Below are 19,166 nucleotides of genomic sequence, written 5' to 3'. Positions count from 1 at the left end.
CCCGCACCGGGTCCCTCCGGGCGTCCCGGTGGCCGCGGGCGCCGCCGCGGCTACGCTCGCGGGGTGCCGGTGGAGAGCGAGCGCGCCGCCGTCGCGGCCCCCGCGCCCCGGCGGTCCCTGCTGGTGCTCACCGTCGCCGTGCTCCTGGTGTGCGGCGCGCTGAGCTTCTCGGCGGTGACGATGGAGGTCGGCTTGTCCGGTGCGCTGCCGGCGCTGGCGCTGGCCGCGGTGCCGGTGGGCCCGGTGCTGGCGGCGGTGCTGTGGCTGGACCGCCACGAGGCCGAGCCACCGCACCTGCTGGCGTTCGCGTTCGGCTGGGGCGCGTGCGTGGCCAGCCTGGGCGCGCTGGTGCTCAACTCGCTGTCCTCGAAGCTGCTGGACCGCGCCGTGGGCGACGTGACGAACACCTCCGTGCTCGTCGCGCCCGTGGTGGAGGAGGTCCTCAAGGGCCTGGGCGTGCTGCTGCTGCTGCTCAAGCAGCGCCGCGAGTTCGACGGCGTCGTCGACGGCATCGTCTACGCCGCCTTCGTCGGCGTCGGCTTCGCCTACCTGGAGAACGTGCTCTACCTCGGGCGGGCCCTGGGCGACGACGAGCCGGCCGCGCTGGTGGTGGTCTTCGTGCTGCGCTGCGTGGTCTCCCCGTTCGCCCACCCGCTGTTCACCATGGCCGTGGGGGTGGGCCTGGGGCTGGCGGCCGGGCGCGGGCCGGCCGCGGTGCGCGCGCTGGCCCCGCTGGCCGGGCTCGTGCTGGCCGTGGGGCTGCACTCGCTGTGGAACGCCAGCGCGAGCAGCGGCGTGACGGCCTTCGTGGAGCTGTACCTGCTGCTGCAGGTGCCCGTCTTCGTCGCCGCCCTGGGCGTGGCCGCCGCCGCCCGCGCCCGCGAGGCGCGCCTGGTGGACCGCTGCCTGCAGGTGTACGTGCGCACCGGCTGGCTGCGCCCGGAGGAGGTGCGGGTGCTGAGCACCGGCTCCGGGCGGCGCGCGGCGCGCGCGGCCGTGCACGCGGCCGGCGGGCGCGCCGGGGTGCGCGCGCTGCGCGACTTCCAGGAGACGGCCACCGAGCTGGCCTTCCGGCGCGACCGCATGCGCCGCGGCACCGACCCCGGCTCGCCGGAGGAGGAGCTGGCGCTGCTGCAGCGCCTGGCCGCCGAGCGCGCCCGGCTGCTGGCGCTGCTGCCGCCGCCGCGGGCGGTGGCCGGGCCCGCGGGCCCGCGCGAGCCGGAGCCGTGGGCCCGCGAGCGCTGAGCGTGTGACGTGCGGCACCCGGCGCCGTCCCGGGGGCCGCCCCGCACGCGCCAGGACGTAGCCTTGCGGGGTCGATGGAGCCGCACGAGAGACTGAGGGTGAGCCCGTTGCCCGCTGCGAACCGCTACGACGCCGTCCTCGTCGGCGGCGGCGTCATGAGCGCCACCCTCGCCACGGTCCTCACCGAGGTGCAGCCGGACTGGTCGGTGCTCGTCCTGGAGAAGCTGGACACCCCCGGCGCCGAGAGCTCCGACGCCTGGAACAACGCCGGCACCGGCCACTCGGCCCTGTGCGAGCTGAACTACACCCCGGCGCGCGCCGACGGCACCGTCGACATCACCAAGGCCGTCGCGATCAACGAGCAGTTCCAGGTCAGCCGCCAGCTGTGGTCGCACCTGGTGCGCACCGGCGTGCTCGGCGACCCGTCGACGTTCATCAACCCCGTGGCGCACATGAGCTTCGTGCGCTCGCGCGACGTGGAGTTCCTGCGCGCGCGTTACGAGGCCCTCTCGCGCCACCCGCTGTTCGCGGGCATGCAGTGGTCCACCGACCACGCCGAGATCGGGCGGTGGGCGCCGCTGCTGACCGCCGGGCGCGACCCGGGCGAGCGCATCGCCGCCACCCGCTCCGCCGCCGGCACCGACGTCGACTTCGGCGCCCTCACGCGCGCGCTGCTGACCGGGGCCGCCGCCCGCGGGGTCGAGCTGCTGACCGGGCACGCGGTCACCGACCTGACCCGGCGCGGCTCGGGCTGGACGGTCAGGGGCACCGCCTCCGGCGGCGGCACCTTCGAGGTCTCCACCCCCTTCGTCTTCGTCGGCGCCGGCGGCGGGGCGCTGCACCTGCTGCAGCGCAGCGGCGTGCCCGAGGGGCGCGGCTTCGGCGGGTTCCCCGTCAGCGGGCAGTGGCTGCGCTGCACCCGCCCGGAGGTCGTCGAGCGCCACGCCGCCAAGGTCTACGGGCAGGCGGAGGTCGGCGCCCCGCCGATGTCCGTGCCGCACCTGGACACCCGCGTCATGGACGGCCGGCGCTCGCTGATGTTCGGCCCGTACGCGGGGTTCTCGCCGCGCTTCCTCAAGCGCGGCTCGCTGCTGGACCTGCCCCGCTCGGTGCGCGGGGACAACCTGCTGCCCATGCTGGCCGTGGCCCGCGACAACGTGCCGCTGATGACGTACCTGGCCAAGCAGCTGGCGCAGTCGACGGAGCAGCGCCTGGAGGCGCTGCGGGTGTTCTACCCGCAGGCGCGCGCGGAGGACTGGGAGCTGCTGACCGCCGGCCAGCGCGTGCAGGTGATCAAGAAGGGCCCGCGCGGGGGCGTGCTGCAGTTCGGCACCGAGCTCGTGCACGCCGCCGACGGCTCGGTGGCGGCGCTGCTGGGCGCCTCCCCGGGCGCCTCCACGGCCGTCGACGTGGTGCTGCGCCTGCTGCGCCAGTGCTTCCCGGCCCACCAGGAGGCCTGGCGCGAGCGCCTGGTGCAGATGGTGCCCTCCTACGGGCGCGCCCTGTCCGACGAGCCGGACCTGCTGGCGCGCACCCTGGCGAGCACCACCGACGCCCTGCGCCTGGCGGCCTGAGCACCGGGCCCGCGGTGCTCGACGGCTCGGTGCTCGACGGCTCGGTGCGCCACGGCCTGCTGCCCTCGCCGCTGGGCGAGCTGACCTGCGCGCGCGACGAGGACGGGCTGGTCGGCCTGTGGTACCCCGACCACCGCGGCGGCGTGCCCGCCGACCTCGGCCCGCGGGAGGACGGTGCCTTCGCCGACGTCGCCGAGCAGCTGGCGGAGTACTTCGCCGGCGGGCGCACCGCCTTCGACCTGCCGCTGGCCCCGCGCGGGCCCGCCTTCGACCAGCGCGTGTGGGCGGCGCTGCGCGAGGTCCCGTTCGGCGCGGTGGTCACCTACGGCGAGCTGGCGCGCGCCGTGGGCGGGCCCGGGCACGCGCAGGCGGTCGGTGCGGCCAACGGGCGCAACCCGCTCTCGATCCTCGTGCCCTGCCACCGCGTCGTGGGCGCCGACGGCACCCTGACCGGGTACGCGGGGGGTCTGTGGCGCAAGCGGTTCCTGCTCTCCCTGGAGGAGCCGGACGCCGACGGCGGCGGCCGGCTGTTCTGAGGGGCGCACGGCGGCGCGCGGCGGGGGAGGCGGCGGGGGAGCCGTTGCCGCCCGTGCGGCGCGGCGGTAGGCAGGCGGGGTGGAGCACACCCTGCCCGGCCTGCGCGCCCGCCCCCTGACCGACGCCGACGTCCCGGCCTGGGCCGCGCTGCTGCGCCGCGCCGAGCCGGTGGACCGCCCGCGGTACCGGTGGACCGAGGAGGACCTGGCCGAGGACCTGCACGCCGAGGGCCTGGACCCGGCGCGGCACTCGACCGGCGGGTTCGACGGGGACGGCGAGCTGCGCGCCGCGGGCCTGGTCGGGCTGCGCGCGGGCGACGTGCAGCACCTGCGCCTCTTCCTGGCGGGCGTGGTGGACCCCGCCCACCGCCGGCGCGGCGTCGGCTCCGCGCTGCTGCGCTGGGGCGCGGACGTGGCCCGCGAGCGGGCGGCGCAGCGCCGCGCCGAGCTGGGCCCGGTGCCCGCCTGGCTGTGGTGCACCGTGGAGGAGCACCGCGCGGACCTCGCGGCGCTGTGCGCGGCGCACGGCCTGCGGGTGCTGCGCTGGTTCGCCACCATGCACCGCGACCTGCGCCCGGGGGCCGAGCCGCCGGTGCCCGCGGCGCCGGCCGTGCCCGACGGGTACCGCCTGCTCGCCCTGGCGGGCGCCGCGCGGGAGCTGGGGGTGGACCCGGGCGAGCTCGACGAGCGGCTGCGCGCCGCCCACGCCGAGGCCTTCGCCGACCACTGGATGTCGCAGCCCCTCACGCGCGAGGACTGGCGCACCCGCGTGACCGGGCACCGCGAGGCGCGCCCCGACTGGAGCCGCGTCGCGGTGCGCGTCGGCGGCCCGCAGCACGGCGAGGTCGCCGGGTACGCGCTCGCCTACGCCCACGTGGCCGACTGGGAGGGGCTGGGCTTCCCCGTCGCCGACCTCGGCTCCCTGGGGGTGCGCCGCCCGCACCGCCGCGCCGGGCTGGCCCGGGCCCTGCTGGGCGCGGTGGCGCTGGCCGCGCGCGCCGACGGCATGGCCGCGGTCTCCCTGGAGGTGGACAGCGAGAACCCCTCCGGTGCGGTGGGCCTGTACGAGTCCGCCGGGTACCGCACCGTGCACCGGCACGCCGTGCAGGCGCTGCCCGTGTGACCCGGGGACCTGGGGACCCGGGGACCCGGGGACCCGCGCAGGCCCTCCCGCCGGTGACCGCCCCCGGACCGGCTCAGGAGCGCGAGCGGGCCGCCAGCTCGCGGCGCACGTGCTCCACGACCCCGTCGGCGGCGGCCTCGATCTGCGCCAGCGCCTCCTCGAAGTCGCCGCGGTCGCCGTACCACGGGTCGGCGATGTCCAGGTCGGACTCGTCGGCCACGGCGCCGGGGCCGTCCACGGCCGGCGCGTCGGGGTCGAACGAGCGGTACAGCACGACCCGTCCCGCGGAGGCCTCGTCGGGCGCCTGCGTGCGCAGCCAGCGCGCGTGCCGGGCCGTCATCGCCAGCAGCAGGTCGCGCGAGGCGATCTCGGCGCGGCTCACCCGGTGGGCGCGGTGCTCGGGCACGTCGTAGCCGGCGTCGGTCAGCACCGCGCGGGCGCGGCGGTCCACGGGGTTGCCGTCCTCCTCGTCGCTGATCCCGGAGGAGTCCACGACCACCTCCCCGTCCAGGCCCGCCTCGGCGAAGCGGCGGCGCAGCACGGACTCGGCCATGGGGGAGCGGCAGATGTTGCCGGTGCACACGGTCATCACGCGGTAGGGCACCCGGCCATCCTGCCGTCCCCCGGCGGCGCCGGCGCGCGCACCTGCCGTCACTGCGGGCGTACTGCTGAGCACCGGGGGTGAACGCAGGGCTTGTGCGCGCACTGTGACGCAGTAGATGCTCTGGGCCACCGGCCCGGGCGCACCGGTGCCGAGGTACCCCAGGAGGACACGCGATGGGTCTGGACCCCACACGCGGAGGTCGCATCGCGATCGCCGCGCTCTCCGCGACGGCGCTCGCCGTCCCGGCCGCGGCGGTGGCCTCCCCGGCCGTCGCCCCCGCTGCGCAGCAGGCCCCCGCCCCCGACGTGCGGCTGCTCGACGGCGAGTACCGCGACGGCGCGCCCCTGCCCGTGGTCGCCCCGGCCGAGGCGGCCCCCGCCACGGGCGCCGCGGGTGCGCAGGCGCGCGCGCTGCTGGCCGCCCCCGCCGACGGATCCGCCGACGACGGGCCCGCCCAGGTCGGTGACCAGCGCGACTGGCCGTCCCTGGTCGACGGCGGCGTCACCCCCGACGGCGAGGTCGTCGACAGCGTCGTGACCGTGCAGGGCTACACCCTGCGCGGGGTGGGGGAGAACATCGAGGTGTGGGTCTCCGACGACCTCTCCTTCCCCGAGGGTGACTGCCGCAACACCGTCGGCGGCGGTGCCCTGACCGTCGTCACCGACGAGCAGGTCGCGAGCTTCGTGCGCGAGTTCGACGAGAAGATCCTGCCGGTGGAGTCCGAGGAGTTCTCCGTGGCCACCGAGCGCAGCGGCGAGGAGGCCGTCCTCGACGAGGCGCTGCCCCAGGCGGGCTACCCCGAGGGGTACTGGACCGGTGAGGGCCGCCGCACCGTCGCGCTCATCGACAACGTGCGCGACCAGAACTACTACGACCCCACGAACCAGAACGGCCGCACCTACATCGCGGGGTTCTTCTACTCGGTCTTCAACGACCTCGTCGACCGCAACGTCATGACGATCGACGGCTTCGACTGGCTGCACCGCACCGGCGACAACCCGCCGGACGACTCCGCCGAGGCCGACTACCTCGCCTGCGCGGAGTTCCTGCAGCGTCCCGGCCTGGGCGAGCCGAACCCGCGCACCTACGAGGGCACCTTCGCGCACGAGTACCAGCACCTGCTGGAGGGCTACGCCGACCCCGACGAGGTCTCCTGGGTCAACGAGGGCCTGTCGACGTGGGCGGAGGTGCTCGTCGGGTACAGCGACCCGTCCCCGGCGCCGGACGCGCCGGACGCGCAGAGCGACATCGCCACGTTCCTCGGCTTCAACGAGCAGGAGTCCTACGGCGGCCCGGAGAACTCGCTGACGCGGTGGGGCGACCAGGGCGCCCCGGAGATCCTCACCGACTACGGCGCCGCGATGGCGCTCATGGTCTACCTCTCCGACCGCTTCGGCCGGGACTTCCTGACCGAGCTGCACAACGAGCCCGAGGGCGGCCTGGCCGGCCTCGACGCGGTCCTGCGGCGCCACGGCCACGACGTCAGCGCCCTGGACGTCCTGCACGACTTCCTGGCCGCGATGGCCGTGGACGGCGCGATCGACGCCGGCGCCCGGGTCCGGCGCGGGGACGCCTCCGTGCTCAACCCCGCGTCGCTGAACGCGAAGGTGAACTGGGACAGCCCGCAGAGCCACGACTCACCGGGGGCGCCGGTCAACGGCGCCGACTTCGTGCGCCTGCGCGACGCCTCCGGCTACGTCGAGCGCGGCTTCGTCACCTTCCGCGGCGCCACGACCTACCCGACCACCCCGGTGGAGTGGGTGCAGGAGGAGGGCGCGCTGTACTCCGGCAGCGGCGACGACCTCGACCGCGGCATCGTGCGCGAGGTCACCGTCCCGGCCGCCGACCCGACCGTCACCGTGGACCTCGAGGTCGACGCGGAGAAGGGCTACGACTTCGCCGTCGTGCAGGTGCTCGACCCGGCCACCGGCGCCTGGGTCTCGCTGTCCAGCCAGGGCACCACCACCGAGGCCGCCGAGCAGGCCGACCCGCGCATCGCCGCCCAGCTGCCCGGCCTGACCGGGGAGGTCTCCGGCGCGCAGGTCTTCGACGCCTCCGCCTACGCCGGGCAGAACGTACGGGTGGCGGTCCGCTACCTCACCGACGGCGGCGTGGCGGAGGAGGGCGTGCGGGTGCGCGGCCTCGCCCTGGGCGGGCAGCCGGTGGCCGACGCCACCGACCTGTCCACCTGGATGTCGCTGAGCGAGGCGGACCCGACCGAGGTGGCCGGCTGGACCGTGCAGCTGGTGGGCTACTCGCAGCGGCGCGTCTCGGTCGTGCAGCTGCCCGTGGTGCGCACCCGCTGGGGCTTCACCACCCTGACCTCCGTCAGGCGCGCCCTCGGGTTCACCCCGGACGTCGCCGCCGTGCTCGTCACGGCCGACGACCCCACCGAGACGATCAGCTCGTACGCCCCGTACCAGCTGCGCGTGAACGGGAACCTCCAGCCCGGCGGCGGCCCCGCCTGAGCGCGGCGTCCCGGCACGACGACGCCCCCGCGACCGGCAGGTCGCGGGGGCGTCGTCGTGGCGCGCCGGGTCAGCCGGCGCGGCGCTCGCCCTCGGCCTGCTCGGCGAGGAAGCGCTCGCGCGCCGCGACGCCGAGGTCGGGCTGGTCGGTGAAGATGCCGTCGATGCCGGCCTCGAAGTACACGACCGCCAGGTCCAGCACGCGGCCGAAGTCGGCCGGGTCCTCGCCCACGCGGTAGTCCACCGGCAGGAAGTTGTTCTCCGCCCGCAGGGTGTAGGGAACCACCTCCAGGCCGACGGCGTGCGCGTCGTCGACGAGGGTGGTCTCCTCGCCCAGCGTGCCGTCGGCCTCCAGCGCCACCACCTGGTCCAGCGACGGGCCGATGGAGGTGACGTCGGCGGCGAGCTCCTGCAGCGAGGCGGGGGTCAGCAGGTCCGCGTACGTGCGCGGGTCGCCCGCGTCCACCAGGTCCGCCGGGGCGCCGCTGGAGGAGGTCAGGAACACCGAGTCCGCGCGCAGGCCCAGCTCGCGGCGCAGCTCGATCAGGTTCGTCAGCTCGAAGGACTGCACGGTCGCGCCGGAGCCCGGGCGGTTCAGGCCGTGCTCGCGCAGCGCCTGCACGACGCCCTCCTCCATCGACAGCCCGATGGAGTCGAAGTAGGTGGAGTGCTTGATCTCGGGGATGATCCCGATCTCGCGGCGCAGCTCGCGCGAGAGGCGCTCGCGCTCGTCGAGGACCTCCTCGAACGTGGGCACCTCGTAGGCGCCGTCGAAGACGGTGTTCTCCTGGCGCAGCTCGGGCAGGCGCTCCACGGCGCGCAGCGTCTTCAGCTCCGCGAGCGTGAAGTCCTCGGTGAACCAGCCGGTCAGCTCGACGCCGTCGATCGTCTTCGTCGTGCGGCGGTCGGCGAACTCGGGGTGGTCCGCGACGTCGGTGGTGCCCGAGATCTCGTTCTCGTGGCGCACCACGAGCACGCCGTCCTTGGTGGAGACCAGGTCGGGCTCGATGACGTCGGCGCCCTGGCGGGCGGCGAGCTGGTAGGAGGCCAGCGTGTGCTCCGGGCGGTAGCCGGAGGCGCCGCGGTGGCCGACCACCAGCGGCTCGACGGGCTGCCACCGGTGGTCCCGGTCCTGGCCCCACGCCCACCCGCGCCCGGTGCCGGGACGGTGGTCGGAGGAGGCGGTGGCGGTGGCGGCGGTCAGCGGGGTCAGGAACGTGGCGGCGGCCAGCGTGGCGGCGGCGACGGTGCGCGATCTCACAGGGCGGATCCTGTCGCTGCACGGGGTCCGCACAGCGACCGCTCGACGAAATCCCGGTGACGGACCGCTGACGCCGCGGTACGGGGGCCGCGGTGCGGGGAGCGCGGTCGCGGACCGGGCGCCCCTCAGGACGGCGCGGGCCGCGCGGTGGGCGTCTCGTCCCCGCCCGGGCCGGTGAGGACGGTCAGGACGACCAGCGCGCCCAGCGCCCACGGGCCGCCCGCGCCGGTCACCGGCACGCCGTCGTAGCCCACGTACGCCCCCGCGGGCGCGGTGAGCGCCAGGCCGAGGAACCCCCCGGCCAGGACCGCCGGGGCGAGCACCGGCAGCGCCACCGCCGCCAGGCCCGCCAGGGCGGTCAGCACCAGCGCGGTGGTCCACGTCCGCCGCCGCGAGGGCGCGCGCCGCCCGGGGCCGGCGACCAGCGCGAACGGGGCCAGCGCCGCCACCAGCGCCGGGCCGGTCACCTCCGGCTGCTCGCGCGCGCGCAGCAGCAGCTCGGCCGGGTCCAGCAGCAGCAGCGCCGCCGCGGCGCTCGGCACGAGCACGAGCGCGGCGCGCGCGGGGCGGGGCAGCGGGTCCGCGGTGGTGCCGGCGCACCCGAGCGCGCACGCCGCGGAGACCGCCAGCAGCACCAGCGTCACCAGCGCGTTGGCCGTGTGCAGCTCCCCGGGCGCCCAGGGGACGTAGCGCGGGGTGGACAGGCCCTGCAGCACGGCCACGCACGCCGTGGCCGCGGCCAGCGCGCCGGCGGCGGCCAGCCACCACCAGCGCTCGCCGTCCGCGGCCGCGGCCGCGGGAGCGCCGGCGCCCGCGCGGCCCGCCCGCCCCCGCGCCGCCCCCGCGGCCGCGCCCACCGCGGCGCCCAGCGCGGTGCCCGCGGCCGTGGCGAGCAGCACGAGCGCCGCGGCCGGCGCGGGGGAGCGCCCGTCCACCGCCGGCCCGAGCAGCGCGTTGGCCGCCACGAGCGCGGCGCCGGCGCCCAGCCACGCCGCCAGCCGCACCCGCACGGGCGCCGACGCCGGCACCCGCCGCCGGGTGGCCCGCGCGGCGCGCGCGGCGCGCGGGGGGGCCAGCAGGAGCGCCGAGGCGCACCACAGCGCCGCCAGCGCCGCCAGGCGCACGTCGTGCGAGACCAGGGCGATCTCGCCCTCGCCGGGCAGGTCCGGGGTGTGCCCGGGCCCCAGCGCCCGGGCCTCCCCGGCGTGCACCGCCCAGGTGCTCGTGGCCGCCAGCGCCCACGCCCACGCACCGCCGAGCAGGGTCACGCAGGCCGCGGCCGCGACCGGTCCCGCGCCCCGCGCCGCGCCCCTCGCCGTGCCGGTCCTCGCGCCCACCGCCGTGCCCGTGCCCAGCCGGTCCACGCCGCCACGCTACGGACGCGCGGGGCGCGCCGGGAGGGCTCCGGGGCGATCCGGTGCGAGCGTCCACCCGTCGTCCACCGCGGCGTGCCCGCGCGGACGGCCGGCGGTGCTGCTGGTGCCCCCGGCAGGATTCGAACCTGCGACACACGGTTTAGGAAACCGATGCTCTATCCCCTGAGCTACGGGGGCCCGCCCGCGCTGCCGCGGGCCCGGCGAGTCTAGCCGCAGCCGCGCGCGGCGGGCCGCGCCGGGCGCTCGGCGGGCCGCGGACCGTCCGGCAGGGCCGAACTACGACGCGTTGTCGTTGGAACGTGTTGCGCCGCAGGCGAACACCGCACCCCCGTGGTCGGGGGTGGTGCGCCCGGGTGCCTACACTCAAGCCGCAAGGCACGCCGACCGATGCCGTCACCGGGTGTCGGAGCGAGTCGAGGTGGACTCCGACCCCCGGCCGACGTCGTCTCCCGAGGAGCACTCCGGATGTCCGTTCAGACCCTCCGCACCGACGCGCGCGCGACCGTCCCCGGTCCCCGCCGGGCACCCCGCCAGACCGCCGCCGTGGCCGCCATCGACGCCGCCCTGGAGGAGTCCGGCTGCATCCTCGTGGCGACCACCGCCACGGACGCCGGGTGCACCATCGCCTTCTACGACGCCCGCTCGCTGGCCCGCGCCGTGGACGTCCTGGCCTCCGCCGCCGTGCGCAACGGCGACGAGGCGCTGGCCGCCCGCGCCCACCAGCACGGCGCCGGCGCCTGGAGGGTCACCGCCCAGCCGCAGGCGTGGGCCGGTCCCGACGGCGACCCGCGCGCCGCCGGTCAGCGCTCGTCGACCACCTGGGAGCTGCAGCTGCCCATGGCCGACCTCGTGCCCGCCGCCGCCGCCCTGCTGGCCGCCTGAGCGCAGCGCTCAGACCTCCACCTCCGCGAGCACCCGCGGCACCTCCGCGGGCAGCTCCCGGGCCAGGAAGCCCAGCCGGCCCACCGAGCTGGCCAGGCGGTCCCCGGCCCGCCCGTGCAGGTGGCACGCCCACACCGCCGCCTGCACGGGGTCCGCGCCGCGCGCGCACAGCCCCGTGACGATCCCGGCGAGGACGTCGCCGGAGCCGGAGACGCCCAGCCCCGCGCCGCCGGAGGCGTCGCACCACAGCCGCCCGTCCGGGGCGGCGATCCACGACTCCCCGCCGCCGGCGGCCACCGCGCAGCGGCTGCGCCGCGCCAGCTCCAGGGCCGCCGAGGCGGTGTCGCGCTCGACCTCCCCCTCCTCGGCGCCCAGCACGATCGCCAGCTCGCTGAGGTTCGGCGTGAGCACCGCCCGCCCCCGCAGGTGGTGCAGGAACGTCGCGTCGCGCGTGACGGGCGCCAGGCCCATCGCGTCCAGCACCACGGTGCACCGCAGCGGCGGCACCAGCGCCTCCAGCAGCGCCACCACCGCCTCCTCGCCGACCGTGCCCACGCCCAGGCACACCGCGTGCGCCCCGCCGGCCAGCTCCGCCAGCTCCGAGCCCCGCGCCCCGCACGAGGGGTCGATGCCGCCCTCGTCGTTGGCCGGCAGGCCCAGCACCAGCGCCTCCGGCAGCGCCACCCCCAGCGCCGGCGCCGTCGCCGCGGTCGTGGCCACCTGCAGCTTGCCCGCCCCGCAGCGCAGCGCCGCCTCGGCGGCCAGCAGCGCCGCGCCGGGCGTGCGCTCGCTGCCGCCGACCACGCAGGTGCGCCCGCGCGCCTCCTTGCCCACCCCCGGCGGCGGCAGCGGCCACGAGCGCAGCACCGCCGAGGTCACCGTCACCGCCGCGTCCGCGGCGGCCCCCGGGACGCTCACCGGCGCACCCCCGTGCGCCCGTCCGCCGCACCGCTCCCGGCGGGGTCGACCGGGTCGGCGGTCTCCTCGACGGCCGGGTCGTCGGTGACGCGCACGTCGGCGACCGCCGAGGTGTCCCCGGCCGCGCGCAGCACCATCGCGCCGCCGCCGGCCTCGTAGGAGGTCACCGAGCAGTTCGCCAGCGGCTCACCGGCGTCCAGCGCCAGCACCGCGCGCTCGTCCAGGCCCTCCAGCACCAGCCGGAAGTTCATGATGACCGCCTGGTGGGAGACCACCACGACGTGCGCGCCGGCGTGCTCCTCGCGCAGCGAGGCCAGCACGCTGCGCACCCGCAGCGCCACGTCGCACCAGCTCTCCCCGCCCGGCGGGCGGTAGTAGAACTTGCCCAGCCGCGCCCGCCGCGCCGCCTCCTCGGGGAAGCGGGCGCGCACCCCCGCGCCGGTCAGCCCGTCCCACCAGCCCAGGTCCCGCTCGCGCAGCCGCTCGTCCGTGCGCGGGTCCGGCACGTCGCGGCCCCGCTCGCGCGCCCCGCGCACCACCGCCTCGGCGGTGCGCAGCGCCCGCTCGTACGGCGAGGACAGCACCACCTGCGGCACCGGCGGCGCCTCCGGCGCGCTCGCCAGCCACGCGCCCACGGCCGCCGCCTGGCGCCGGCCCAGCCCCGACAGCGGCACGTCCGCGTCGCGCTCCTCCACCTCCACGACCTGCGCGTGCCGCGCGCGGGCGCGCGCGTCGGCGACGTTGCCGGTGCTCTGCCCGTGGCGCACCAGCACCAGGGACGCCGGCCAGCGCGACCCCGTCGCGGGGCCGCTCGCGGGCGGGCCGGCGGAGCCGGCGGGGCTGGTCGGGTCGGCGCTCACGCCCCACGTCTATCCCAGCCCGGGCGCCCGCGCCCGGTGAGTGCTGGGAGTCCGCGCCCGGAGGTGACAAGGTGTGATGACGGGACGACAGGGTCCCGCCGGGCGAGGAGGTGGACGCTGAAGCGCCTCGTGCAGCGCTGGCACCACCTCATGCTGCGCACCACCCTGCAGCGGCGCGTCTCGCTCGTGGCCGGGGCGGTGCTCGCCGTGGCGGTGGTGCTCGCCGTCGTGCTCGCGCAGAGCGCGCTCGTGGGCGGCCGCGGCGACCTGCGCGGCACCGGGTGGACGAGGTGGAACGAGGTCTCCCAGCACGTCGGCGACTACCGCGAGGTGCTCGTGGAGGCGCAGTCCACCCACCACCAGTACACCGCCTCCGTCGACCCCGCCCAGAGCGCCCGGCTGGCGCGCCAGCGCTACCAGCTGCTGCGCGACGTGGTCGTGTGGGAGGGGCAGGTGCAGGTGATCACCGAGCGGCTGGAGGACGAGCGGGTGGACGCGCTCGTCGCCGAGGCCGCCGAGGGGGTCGCGCGCTGGCGCGAGGTCGCCGAGGAGCAGGCCGTCCTCAAGCGCGCCGGCGACGAGCAGGGCCTGCGGGCCGCCACCGCCGGCGCGCCGGCCTCGCAGCGGTTCCTGGCCACCTACCGCGTGCTGGAGGACCTCGACGACCTCGTCACCCAGCGGCGCGACGCCGCCGCCGGGCGCCAGGCCGAGGTCCTCCGCCTGCTGCGGGCCGTGCAGGTCGGCATCGCCGCGGTCGCCCTGCTGATGGTCCCGGTGATCCTGCACCTCGTGCGCCGCTGGGTGCTGCGCCCGCTGGGCACGCTCTCGGCGCAGATGCTGCGCGTGGGCGGGGGCGACCTGCAGACCCCGGTGGGCCTGGCCGGCCCGCCGGAGCTGGCCGAGGTGGCCCGCTCCGCCGAGACGATGCGCCGGCGCATCCTCGACGAGCTCGCCGACGCCGTCTCCGCGCGCGAGGCCCTCGCCCAGGGCCAGCCCCTCGTCGCCGAGGTGCGCGACCAGCTCGCCGCGCACGAGCTGCCCGAGGTGCCCGGCTGGTCGACCGCCGCCGCGCTGCGCCCGGCCGAGGGGCTGCTGGCCGGCGACTGGTACGACGTGCTGCCGCTGGCCGACGGGCGCTACGCCGTCGTCGTCGCCGACGTCTCCGGGCACGGGGCGCGCGCCGGCATCGTCGCCATCCAGCTCAAGCGCCTGCTGGAGGCCGCGCTGCACCTGGCCCCCGAGCCGGACCTCGCGCTGGCGATGGCCGCGCGGGTCTTCACCGACGAGGCCGAGCGCTTCGCCAGCTGCGTCGTGGTCGTCGTCGACCCCGACTCCGGCGTCGTGCGCTACGCCAACGCCGGGCACCCGGCGCCGCTGGTGGTGCGCTCCGAGCCCGGCGGCGGGGTGCGCCTGGTGGGGCAGCTGGAGGCCACCGGCCCGCTGCTGTCCTGGCTGCACCTGGACGTGCCGGGCGCGTGGAGCAGCGGCACCACCTCCCTGGCCCCCGGCTCGGTGCTCGTCGTCTACACCGACGGGCTCATCGAGGCCCGCCCCGGCGCCGGCACCGAGGAGCTGGGCGTGGAGGGCGTGCTCGCGGCGCTGTCGAACCTGCCGGAGATCACCCCGCAGGCGCTGGTGGACGAGGCGCTGGACGTGGCGCGCCGCGTCAGCGGCGGGCGCGCCCGCGACGACGTCACCCTCGTCGTCCTGGCCCGCGACGGCGCGGCCGCCCCGGCGCAGGCGGCCGGCGCGTCCCCGGCGGGCGGGCGGCGCGCAGCGGCGGCCACCGCCGGCGAGGGCACGCGCCCGAGGGGGTGAAGGGCGCGGCGCGGCGGGCCGTGACCGTGCGGAGCCGGGCACGCACGCGCCTACTGTGGAGGGCGTGACCGACGCAGCGCCCCGCACGGCCGAGTCGACCCGCCGGCGCTGGTGGGCGCAGGCGCAGGCGCTCGGCGGCACGTCCGCGCTGCTGGACCACCCCGACGCCCCCGACGCCGGCCTGGACCTGACCACCGCGCACCCCTCGGGGCTGGCGCAGCTGCTGGCCGGCGGGCCGGCGCCGCTGTCCAGCCTGGTGCGCGAGTCCGGCGCCTTCGCCGAGGCGCGCCGCCGGGTGCGGGTGGTGCACCGCCGCGCCGCCGACCTGCTGGCCCAGCGCGGCACCCGCGCCCTGGCCGTCGCGGTGGGCACCGTCGGCTGGACCCCGCCCGGTGGCGGCGCCCCGCGCCGCACCCCGCTGCTGCTGCGCCGCTGCTCGCTGACCCCCGCCGGGCAGGGCGTGGACGACTTCGTCGTCCAGCTCGACGCCGGCGTGCTGGTCAACCCGGTGCTGGTGCGCACCGCGCTGGCCGAGCTGGGCGTGCAGCTCGACGCCGAGCGGGTCGCGCGCGCCGTGGGCCGCCACCGCGGCTTCGACCCGGACCCGGCCCTGGAGGAGGTGCGCCGCCAGCTCGCCGGCGCGCCCGGCCTGCGGGTGGAGCGCCGGCTGCTGCTGGGCACCTTCGCCGACCCCGGCTCGGACCTGCTCGCGCACCTGCGCCGGCACGGCGCCGACGTGCGCGACCACCGGGTGGTGCGCGCCCTGGCGCAGGGGGTGCCGGTGGCGCCCGCCGGGCCGCTCGCGCCGCTCGCCGGCCCCGGCGGCACCGGTCCCGGCGCCGAGCGCACCGGACTGCCGCTGGACCCCGCGCAGCGGCGCGCCGTCGCGCACGCCCTGGAGGGCGCCGACCTGCGCCTGCTGGCGCCCGCCGGCACCGGCGCCACCCAGGTCGCCGCGGCGCTGGTGGCCGCCGGCGCCGCCGCCGGGCGCACCACCCTGGTGGTGGCCGACTCCGCCGCCGAGCGCCGCGCCGTGGACGCGCGCCTGCGCGAGCACGGCCTGGGGCGGCTGGTGCTGCACCTGGTGGCCGACCTCGACGCCGCCGCCGTCCTGGCCGACGTGCGCGAGCAGGTGCGCACCGCCCGCGCCGAGGCCGCCGCGCGCGGCGCGCGCCCCCGCGACGCCTCCGGCGGCGCGCGCCCGGACCCCTCCGCCGCGGCCGCGGTGCTGCAGGAGCAGGCCCGCGCGCTGCACCACCCCCGCGAGCCGTGGGGGGTCAGCGCCCACGACGCCCTGGAGGCGCTGGCGCAGCTGGCCGAGCGCCCGGTGCCGGCGAGCACCACCCGTCGGCTGCGCGGGGCCGCCCTGAGCGCGTGCCGGCGCGAGGACCTGCCCGCCTGGGCCGGGCGGGTGCGCCGCGCCGTGGAGCTGGGCGCCTTCGCCGCCGACGGCGCCCGCAGCCCCTGGGCCGGTGCGCAGCTGCGCAGCCGCGAGGCCGCCGACGAGGCGCTGCAGCGGGTGCGGCGCGCGGTGGGCGAGGCGCTGCCGGCAGCGCGCGCCCGCATGGCCACGGTCTGCGACGCCGCGGGCCTGCGCGGGGCGTCCTCCGTGGCCGAGGCCACCGAGCGCGTGGAGCTGCTGGAGGGCGTGCGCGCCACCGTCGCGCGCTTCGGCCCGGACGCCTTCGCCACCTCGCTGGGCGACGTGGCCGCGGCCACCGCCACGGCCGCCTGGCGCCGCGAGCACGGCGTGCGGGTGGGCGCGCTGGCGCGCTGGCGGCTGCGGCGCGCCGCCCGCGCGATGCTCGTGCCCGGCGGTGGACCGGTGAGCACCGAGCAGCTGCACGAGTGGCTGCAGCGCGCCCGCGCCCAGCGCCTGGCCTGGCAGCGGGTGTCCGTGCGCGAGGCCGTCCCGCACGTGCCCGAGGGCCTGGACGGGCTGCGCACCGCCGTGGACGCGCTGCGCGCGGACCTGGAGGCGCTGCAGCGCGTCCTGCCGCCGCGGCTGGTCGCCGAGCTGGACGCGGGCGGCTCGCTGCTGCGGGTGCAGCTGCCGGAGCTGGCGGCGCTGCTGCGCTCGCTGGACGCCGACGCCGCTGCCCTGGACGCCCTGCCCGAGCGCACGGTGCTGCTCGACCAGCTGGCCGAGGCCGGCTGGGCCTCCCTGCTGGAGGACCTGGGCGCGCGCTGGAGCGGTGCGGGCAGCCTGGACCTCGGTGCCGAGGTGGAGCGCGCCTGGTGGGCCGGGGTGCTGGAGGCGTTCTCCCTGGCCGACCCGCTCGTCGGCGCCCCCGACGCCGCCGCCCTGCGCAGCGCCCGCGCCGGGCTGCAGCTGGCCGAGGCCGCCGCCCGCGCCCACGACGCCGCGCAGGTGCGCCGCGCCGTCGACGCGCGCGCCACGGCCCTGCCGGCCCCGCCCGAGCGCTCCGCGCGCGCGGCGCGGGCCGTGCCGCGCGGCGCCGTGCGCGCCGCCGAGCCGCTGGCGCCGGAGCTGGCCACGGCCGGCGCGGCGCTGCCGTGCACCGCGCTCTCGCCCGCGGCCGCGGCCGCCCTGGCCGCCGACCTGCCCGTGGCGGACCTCGTCGTGGTCCTCGGGGCGCGCTCGACGACGACCGCCTCGGCGCTGCCGGCGCTGGCGCGCGCCCGGCAGGTCGTCGTGGTCGGCGACGAGGCCCAGCCGGGGCCGCGGGACCTGCCCACCGCCGCGCCGCGCCCCGACGGCGCGGCGGCGGACGGCGCGGCGGCGGACGGCGCGGCGGCGGACGGGACGGCCGGCGCGGACGGGGCCGCGGGCACCGCGGGTGCGGGGAGCGCGGCGGGGGAGGAGCCGGGGGAAGACCTGCTCACCGACGCCGCCGGCGTGCTGCCGGAGCTGCGCCTGGAGCGCCAGCACGCCTGCCTGGACGACCGGCTGCTGCAGGACGTGCCCGGCGCCTCGCCCGACTCGGTGCCCGCCCCCGGACCGGACCCGCGCGAGGTGCTGCGGACCTCCACCCGCCCGCCCGGGGCCCGGCGCGGTCCCGACGCCCTCGTGGACCTCGTCACCGCCGCGGTCGCCGACGCGCTGCGCCGCCGCCCGGAGCGCTCCGTGGGCGTGGTGGTGCCCGACGCCGCCGGCGCCGACCTGCTCGGTGACGCGGTGCGCCGACGCGCGGCGGAGGAGGGGCTGCCCGCCGCGCGCGGGGACGAGCCGCTGCTCGTGGCCGGCCCGGCGCGCTGGACCGGCGAGCGGCGCGACCACGTGCTCGTGCTGGCCGACGCCGTCACCGGCGGTCCCGGGCTGGGCGAGGGCCCCGGCGCCGAGCGCGACCTCGTGCTGGCGCTGACCCGCTCGCGCACCCGCACCACCCTCGTGCTCGACGACGCCCGCGCAGCCGGTCAGCCCGGTGGACCCGGTGAGCCCGGTGGACCCGGTGAGCGCGACGGCGGGGCCGGTGCCGGGCGGGCCGAGCGGCCGCTGGTGCGCACCGCGCGCGCCTGGGAGGCCCCCGCCCCCGAGGGGCCGGTGGCCACCACCGCCCTGGAGCGGCGCCTGCTGGCGGCCTGCCGGGACCTGGGGCTGCCGGTGGCGCCGGTGCGGGGCCGCTCGCGCGCGGTGCCGCTGGCGGTGCGCCGGCCCGGCGCCGTCGGCCCGGCGCTGGCCGTGGAGCTGGACGGCCCGGCGTGGGCGGCGGCCGACGTCCTCGAGCGCGAGGTGGCCGGTCCGCAGCGCCTGGAGCGCTGCGGGTGGCGCTGGGTGCGCTCGCTGGAGGCCGACGTGCTCGCCGACCCGGCCGCCGAGGCCGAGCGCATCGCGCAGCGCTGGCGCGAGGCCGCGGCCGAGCAGGGCCAGGACGCCGAGCTGGTGGTGGACCTGCGCGCCGACGCCCCCGCGGGCCCGGCGACCCCCGCGAACCCCGCGGTGCAGCGGCCGGGGTCGCGCGCCACCGCCCAGCGGGACGGGGCGCAGGGGAGCGACGTCGAGCGGGCGGAGGCAGGGGCCGGGGTCGAGGTCGAGCGCAGCGGCAGGGAGCGGGCGCAGGCCGGTGCCGACGCGCACCGGCCCGGCGCGGCGGCCGTGGAGCACGCGGTGCCGCACGAGGAGGCCTCGTGAGCGGGCGCGGCCCCGGTGACGACGACGAGCGCGAGGTGCCGCTGGAGGACGAGCGCGCCGCCGACGACCGCGACGAGGGCTGGGGCGGCGCGTCCGGGGACCTCGACGACGACTGGTACCTCTCCCAGCGACCCCCGCACTGGGACTAGCGGCCCCCGCACCGGGGCCGGTCAGGACCAGGACCGGTCGCACGCACCGTGCCCGGCCGATCGCCGTGCGGCGACGACCCTGTGACGTGCGGTCGAGCCGGTGTGACGATCGGTCGAGGACACAGGATCGGCACCTGCGCAGGGGTTCCTCGCGCGTGCCGCGCCCCGCATGATGAGCGCCAGCCGGTGGCGGCACCCCCCCACCACGCCGGCCGCGGTCCGGGCGCGCCGGGACGCCTCCGTCGCCAGGGGGCGGAGG

At 78.8% G+C, this 19,166-nt stretch carries 14 protein-coding genes and 1 tRNA gene; 9 read left to right on the top strand and 6 right to left on the bottom strand.

Annotation, left to right across the window (positions count from 1 at the left end):
* The first annotated feature begins 63 nt into the window (after positions 1-63).
* From ACRYMN_RS14290 to ACRYMN_RS14275, 4 genes are all read left to right on the top strand, one after another.
* On the top strand, positions 64-1,245 hold the full coding sequence (locus ACRYMN_RS14290; RefSeq protein WP_432496327.1) for a PrsW family intramembrane metalloprotease: 1,182 nt from the start codon (positions 64-66) through the stop codon (positions 1,243-1,245).
* Between the two features lie 74 nt (positions 1,246-1,319).
* Positions 1,320-2,819, top strand: coding sequence for a malate:quinone oxidoreductase (locus tag ACRYMN_RS14285; RefSeq protein WP_432496325.1), 1,500 nt, complete (start codon positions 1,320-1,322; stop codon positions 2,817-2,819).
* A gap of 14 nt (positions 2,820-2,833) precedes the next feature.
* Positions 2,834-3,355 (top strand): methylated-DNA--[protein]-cysteine S-methyltransferase, encoded by a 522-nt coding sequence (locus ACRYMN_RS14280; protein ID WP_432496322.1) that lies wholly within the window; start codon positions 2,834-2,836, stop codon positions 3,353-3,355.
* A gap of 79 nt (positions 3,356-3,434) precedes the next feature.
* Positions 3,435-4,478, top strand: a complete 1,044-nt coding sequence (locus tag ACRYMN_RS14275) for a GNAT family N-acetyltransferase (protein WP_432496319.1) — start codon at positions 3,435-3,437, stop codon at positions 4,476-4,478.
* A gap of 73 nt (positions 4,479-4,551) precedes the next feature.
* Here ACRYMN_RS14275 and ACRYMN_RS14270 read toward each other — a convergent pair whose 3' ends face one another.
* Positions 4,552-5,082, bottom strand: coding sequence for a low molecular weight protein-tyrosine-phosphatase (locus ACRYMN_RS14270; protein ID WP_432496316.1), 531 nt, complete (start codon positions 5,080-5,082; stop codon positions 4,552-4,554).
* Positions 5,083-5,255: 173 nt separating this feature from the next.
* Here ACRYMN_RS14270 and ACRYMN_RS14265 point away from each other — a divergent pair, with 173 nt between their 5' ends.
* Positions 5,256-7,550, top strand: a complete 2,295-nt coding sequence (locus ACRYMN_RS14265; RefSeq protein WP_432496313.1) for a peptidase M6 — start codon at positions 5,256-5,258, stop codon at positions 7,548-7,550.
* Positions 7,551-7,620: 70 nt separating this feature from the next.
* On the opposite strand, the gene ACRYMN_RS14260 is transcribed toward ACRYMN_RS14265, so the two are convergent.
* The 3 genes from ACRYMN_RS14260 to ACRYMN_RS14250 form a co-directional block, all read right to left on the bottom strand.
* Positions 7,621-8,811 carry a glycerophosphodiester phosphodiesterase gene (locus ACRYMN_RS14260; protein WP_432496311.1) on the bottom strand — a complete coding sequence of 397 codons (1,191 nt, stop codon included), beginning with the start codon at positions 8,809-8,811 and terminating at the stop codon, positions 7,621-7,623.
* A 125-nt stretch (positions 8,812-8,936) separates the two neighbouring features.
* The gene (locus ACRYMN_RS14255) at positions 8,937-10,175 is read right to left on the bottom strand and encodes a hypothetical protein (protein WP_432496308.1); all 1,239 of its coding nucleotides are present in this window, start codon (positions 10,173-10,175) and stop codon (positions 8,937-8,939) included.
* 113 nt (positions 10,176-10,288) lie between these two features.
* Positions 10,289-10,364 (bottom strand) — tRNA-Arg (locus tag ACRYMN_RS14250).
* A gap of 288 nt (positions 10,365-10,652) precedes the next feature.
* Here ACRYMN_RS14250 and ACRYMN_RS14245 point away from each other — a divergent pair.
* A complete protein-coding gene (locus tag ACRYMN_RS14245; protein WP_432496305.1) occupies positions 10,653-11,069 on the top strand; it encodes a hypothetical protein in 417 nt (138 codons plus the stop codon).
* 9 nt (positions 11,070-11,078) lie between these two features.
* Here the strand turns inward: ACRYMN_RS14245 and ACRYMN_RS14240 are convergent, their stop codons facing one another.
* A complete protein-coding gene (locus ACRYMN_RS14240) occupies positions 11,079-11,987 on the bottom strand; it encodes an NAD(P)H-hydrate dehydratase (protein WP_432496303.1) in 909 nt (302 codons plus the stop codon).
* Positions 11,984-12,847, bottom strand: coding sequence for a histidine phosphatase family protein (locus ACRYMN_RS14235; RefSeq protein ID WP_432496300.1), 864 nt, complete (start codon positions 12,845-12,847; stop codon positions 11,984-11,986). Before ACRYMN_RS14235 ends, ACRYMN_RS14240 begins: the two co-directional genes overlap by 4 nt.
* Positions 12,848-12,976: 129 nt before the next feature.
* On the opposite strand from ACRYMN_RS14235, the gene ACRYMN_RS14230 reads away from it, so the two are divergent.
* The 3 genes from ACRYMN_RS14230 to ACRYMN_RS14220 all read left to right on the top strand — a co-directional run bounded on the left by ACRYMN_RS14230 (position 12,977) and on the right by ACRYMN_RS14220 (position 18,907).
* The gene (locus tag ACRYMN_RS14230) at positions 12,977-14,665 is read left to right on the top strand and encodes a PP2C family protein-serine/threonine phosphatase (protein WP_432496297.1); all 1,689 of its coding nucleotides are present in this window, start codon (positions 12,977-12,979) and stop codon (positions 14,663-14,665) included.
* 64 nt (positions 14,666-14,729) lie between these two features.
* A complete protein-coding gene (locus ACRYMN_RS14225; RefSeq protein ID WP_432496295.1) occupies positions 14,730-18,758 on the top strand; it encodes a hypothetical protein in 4,029 nt (1,342 codons plus the stop codon).
* Positions 18,755-18,907, top strand: coding sequence for a hypothetical protein (locus ACRYMN_RS14220; protein WP_432496293.1), 153 nt, complete (start codon positions 18,755-18,757; stop codon positions 18,905-18,907). Before ACRYMN_RS14225 ends, ACRYMN_RS14220 begins: the two co-directional genes overlap by 4 nt.
* Positions 18,908-19,166 lie beyond the last annotated feature (259 nt).

It is taken from the genome of Kineococcus gypseus, from assembly GCF_050871305.1.
In the GTDB taxonomy this organism is placed as follows: Bacteria; Actinomycetota; Actinomycetes; order Actinomycetales; family Kineococcaceae; genus Kineococcus; species Kineococcus gypseus.
Note: the sequence above shows the minus strand (reverse complement) of the source record. Positions and strands in the feature narration are given on the sequence as shown.

Excerpts from the sequence above, each read along its gene's own strand:
- ACRYMN_RS14285 (WP_432496325.1), top strand. The coding sequence starts at position 1,320 with ATGGAGCCGCACGAGAGACTGAGGGTGAGCCCGTTGCCCGCTGCGAAC.
- ACRYMN_RS14265 (WP_432496313.1), top strand. The coding sequence starts at position 5,256 with ATGGGTCTGGACCCCACACGCGGAGGTCGCATCGCGATCGCCGCGCTC.
- ACRYMN_RS14245 (WP_432496305.1), top strand. The coding sequence starts at position 10,653 with ATGTCCGTTCAGACCCTCCGCACCGACGCGCGCGCGACCGTCCCCGGT.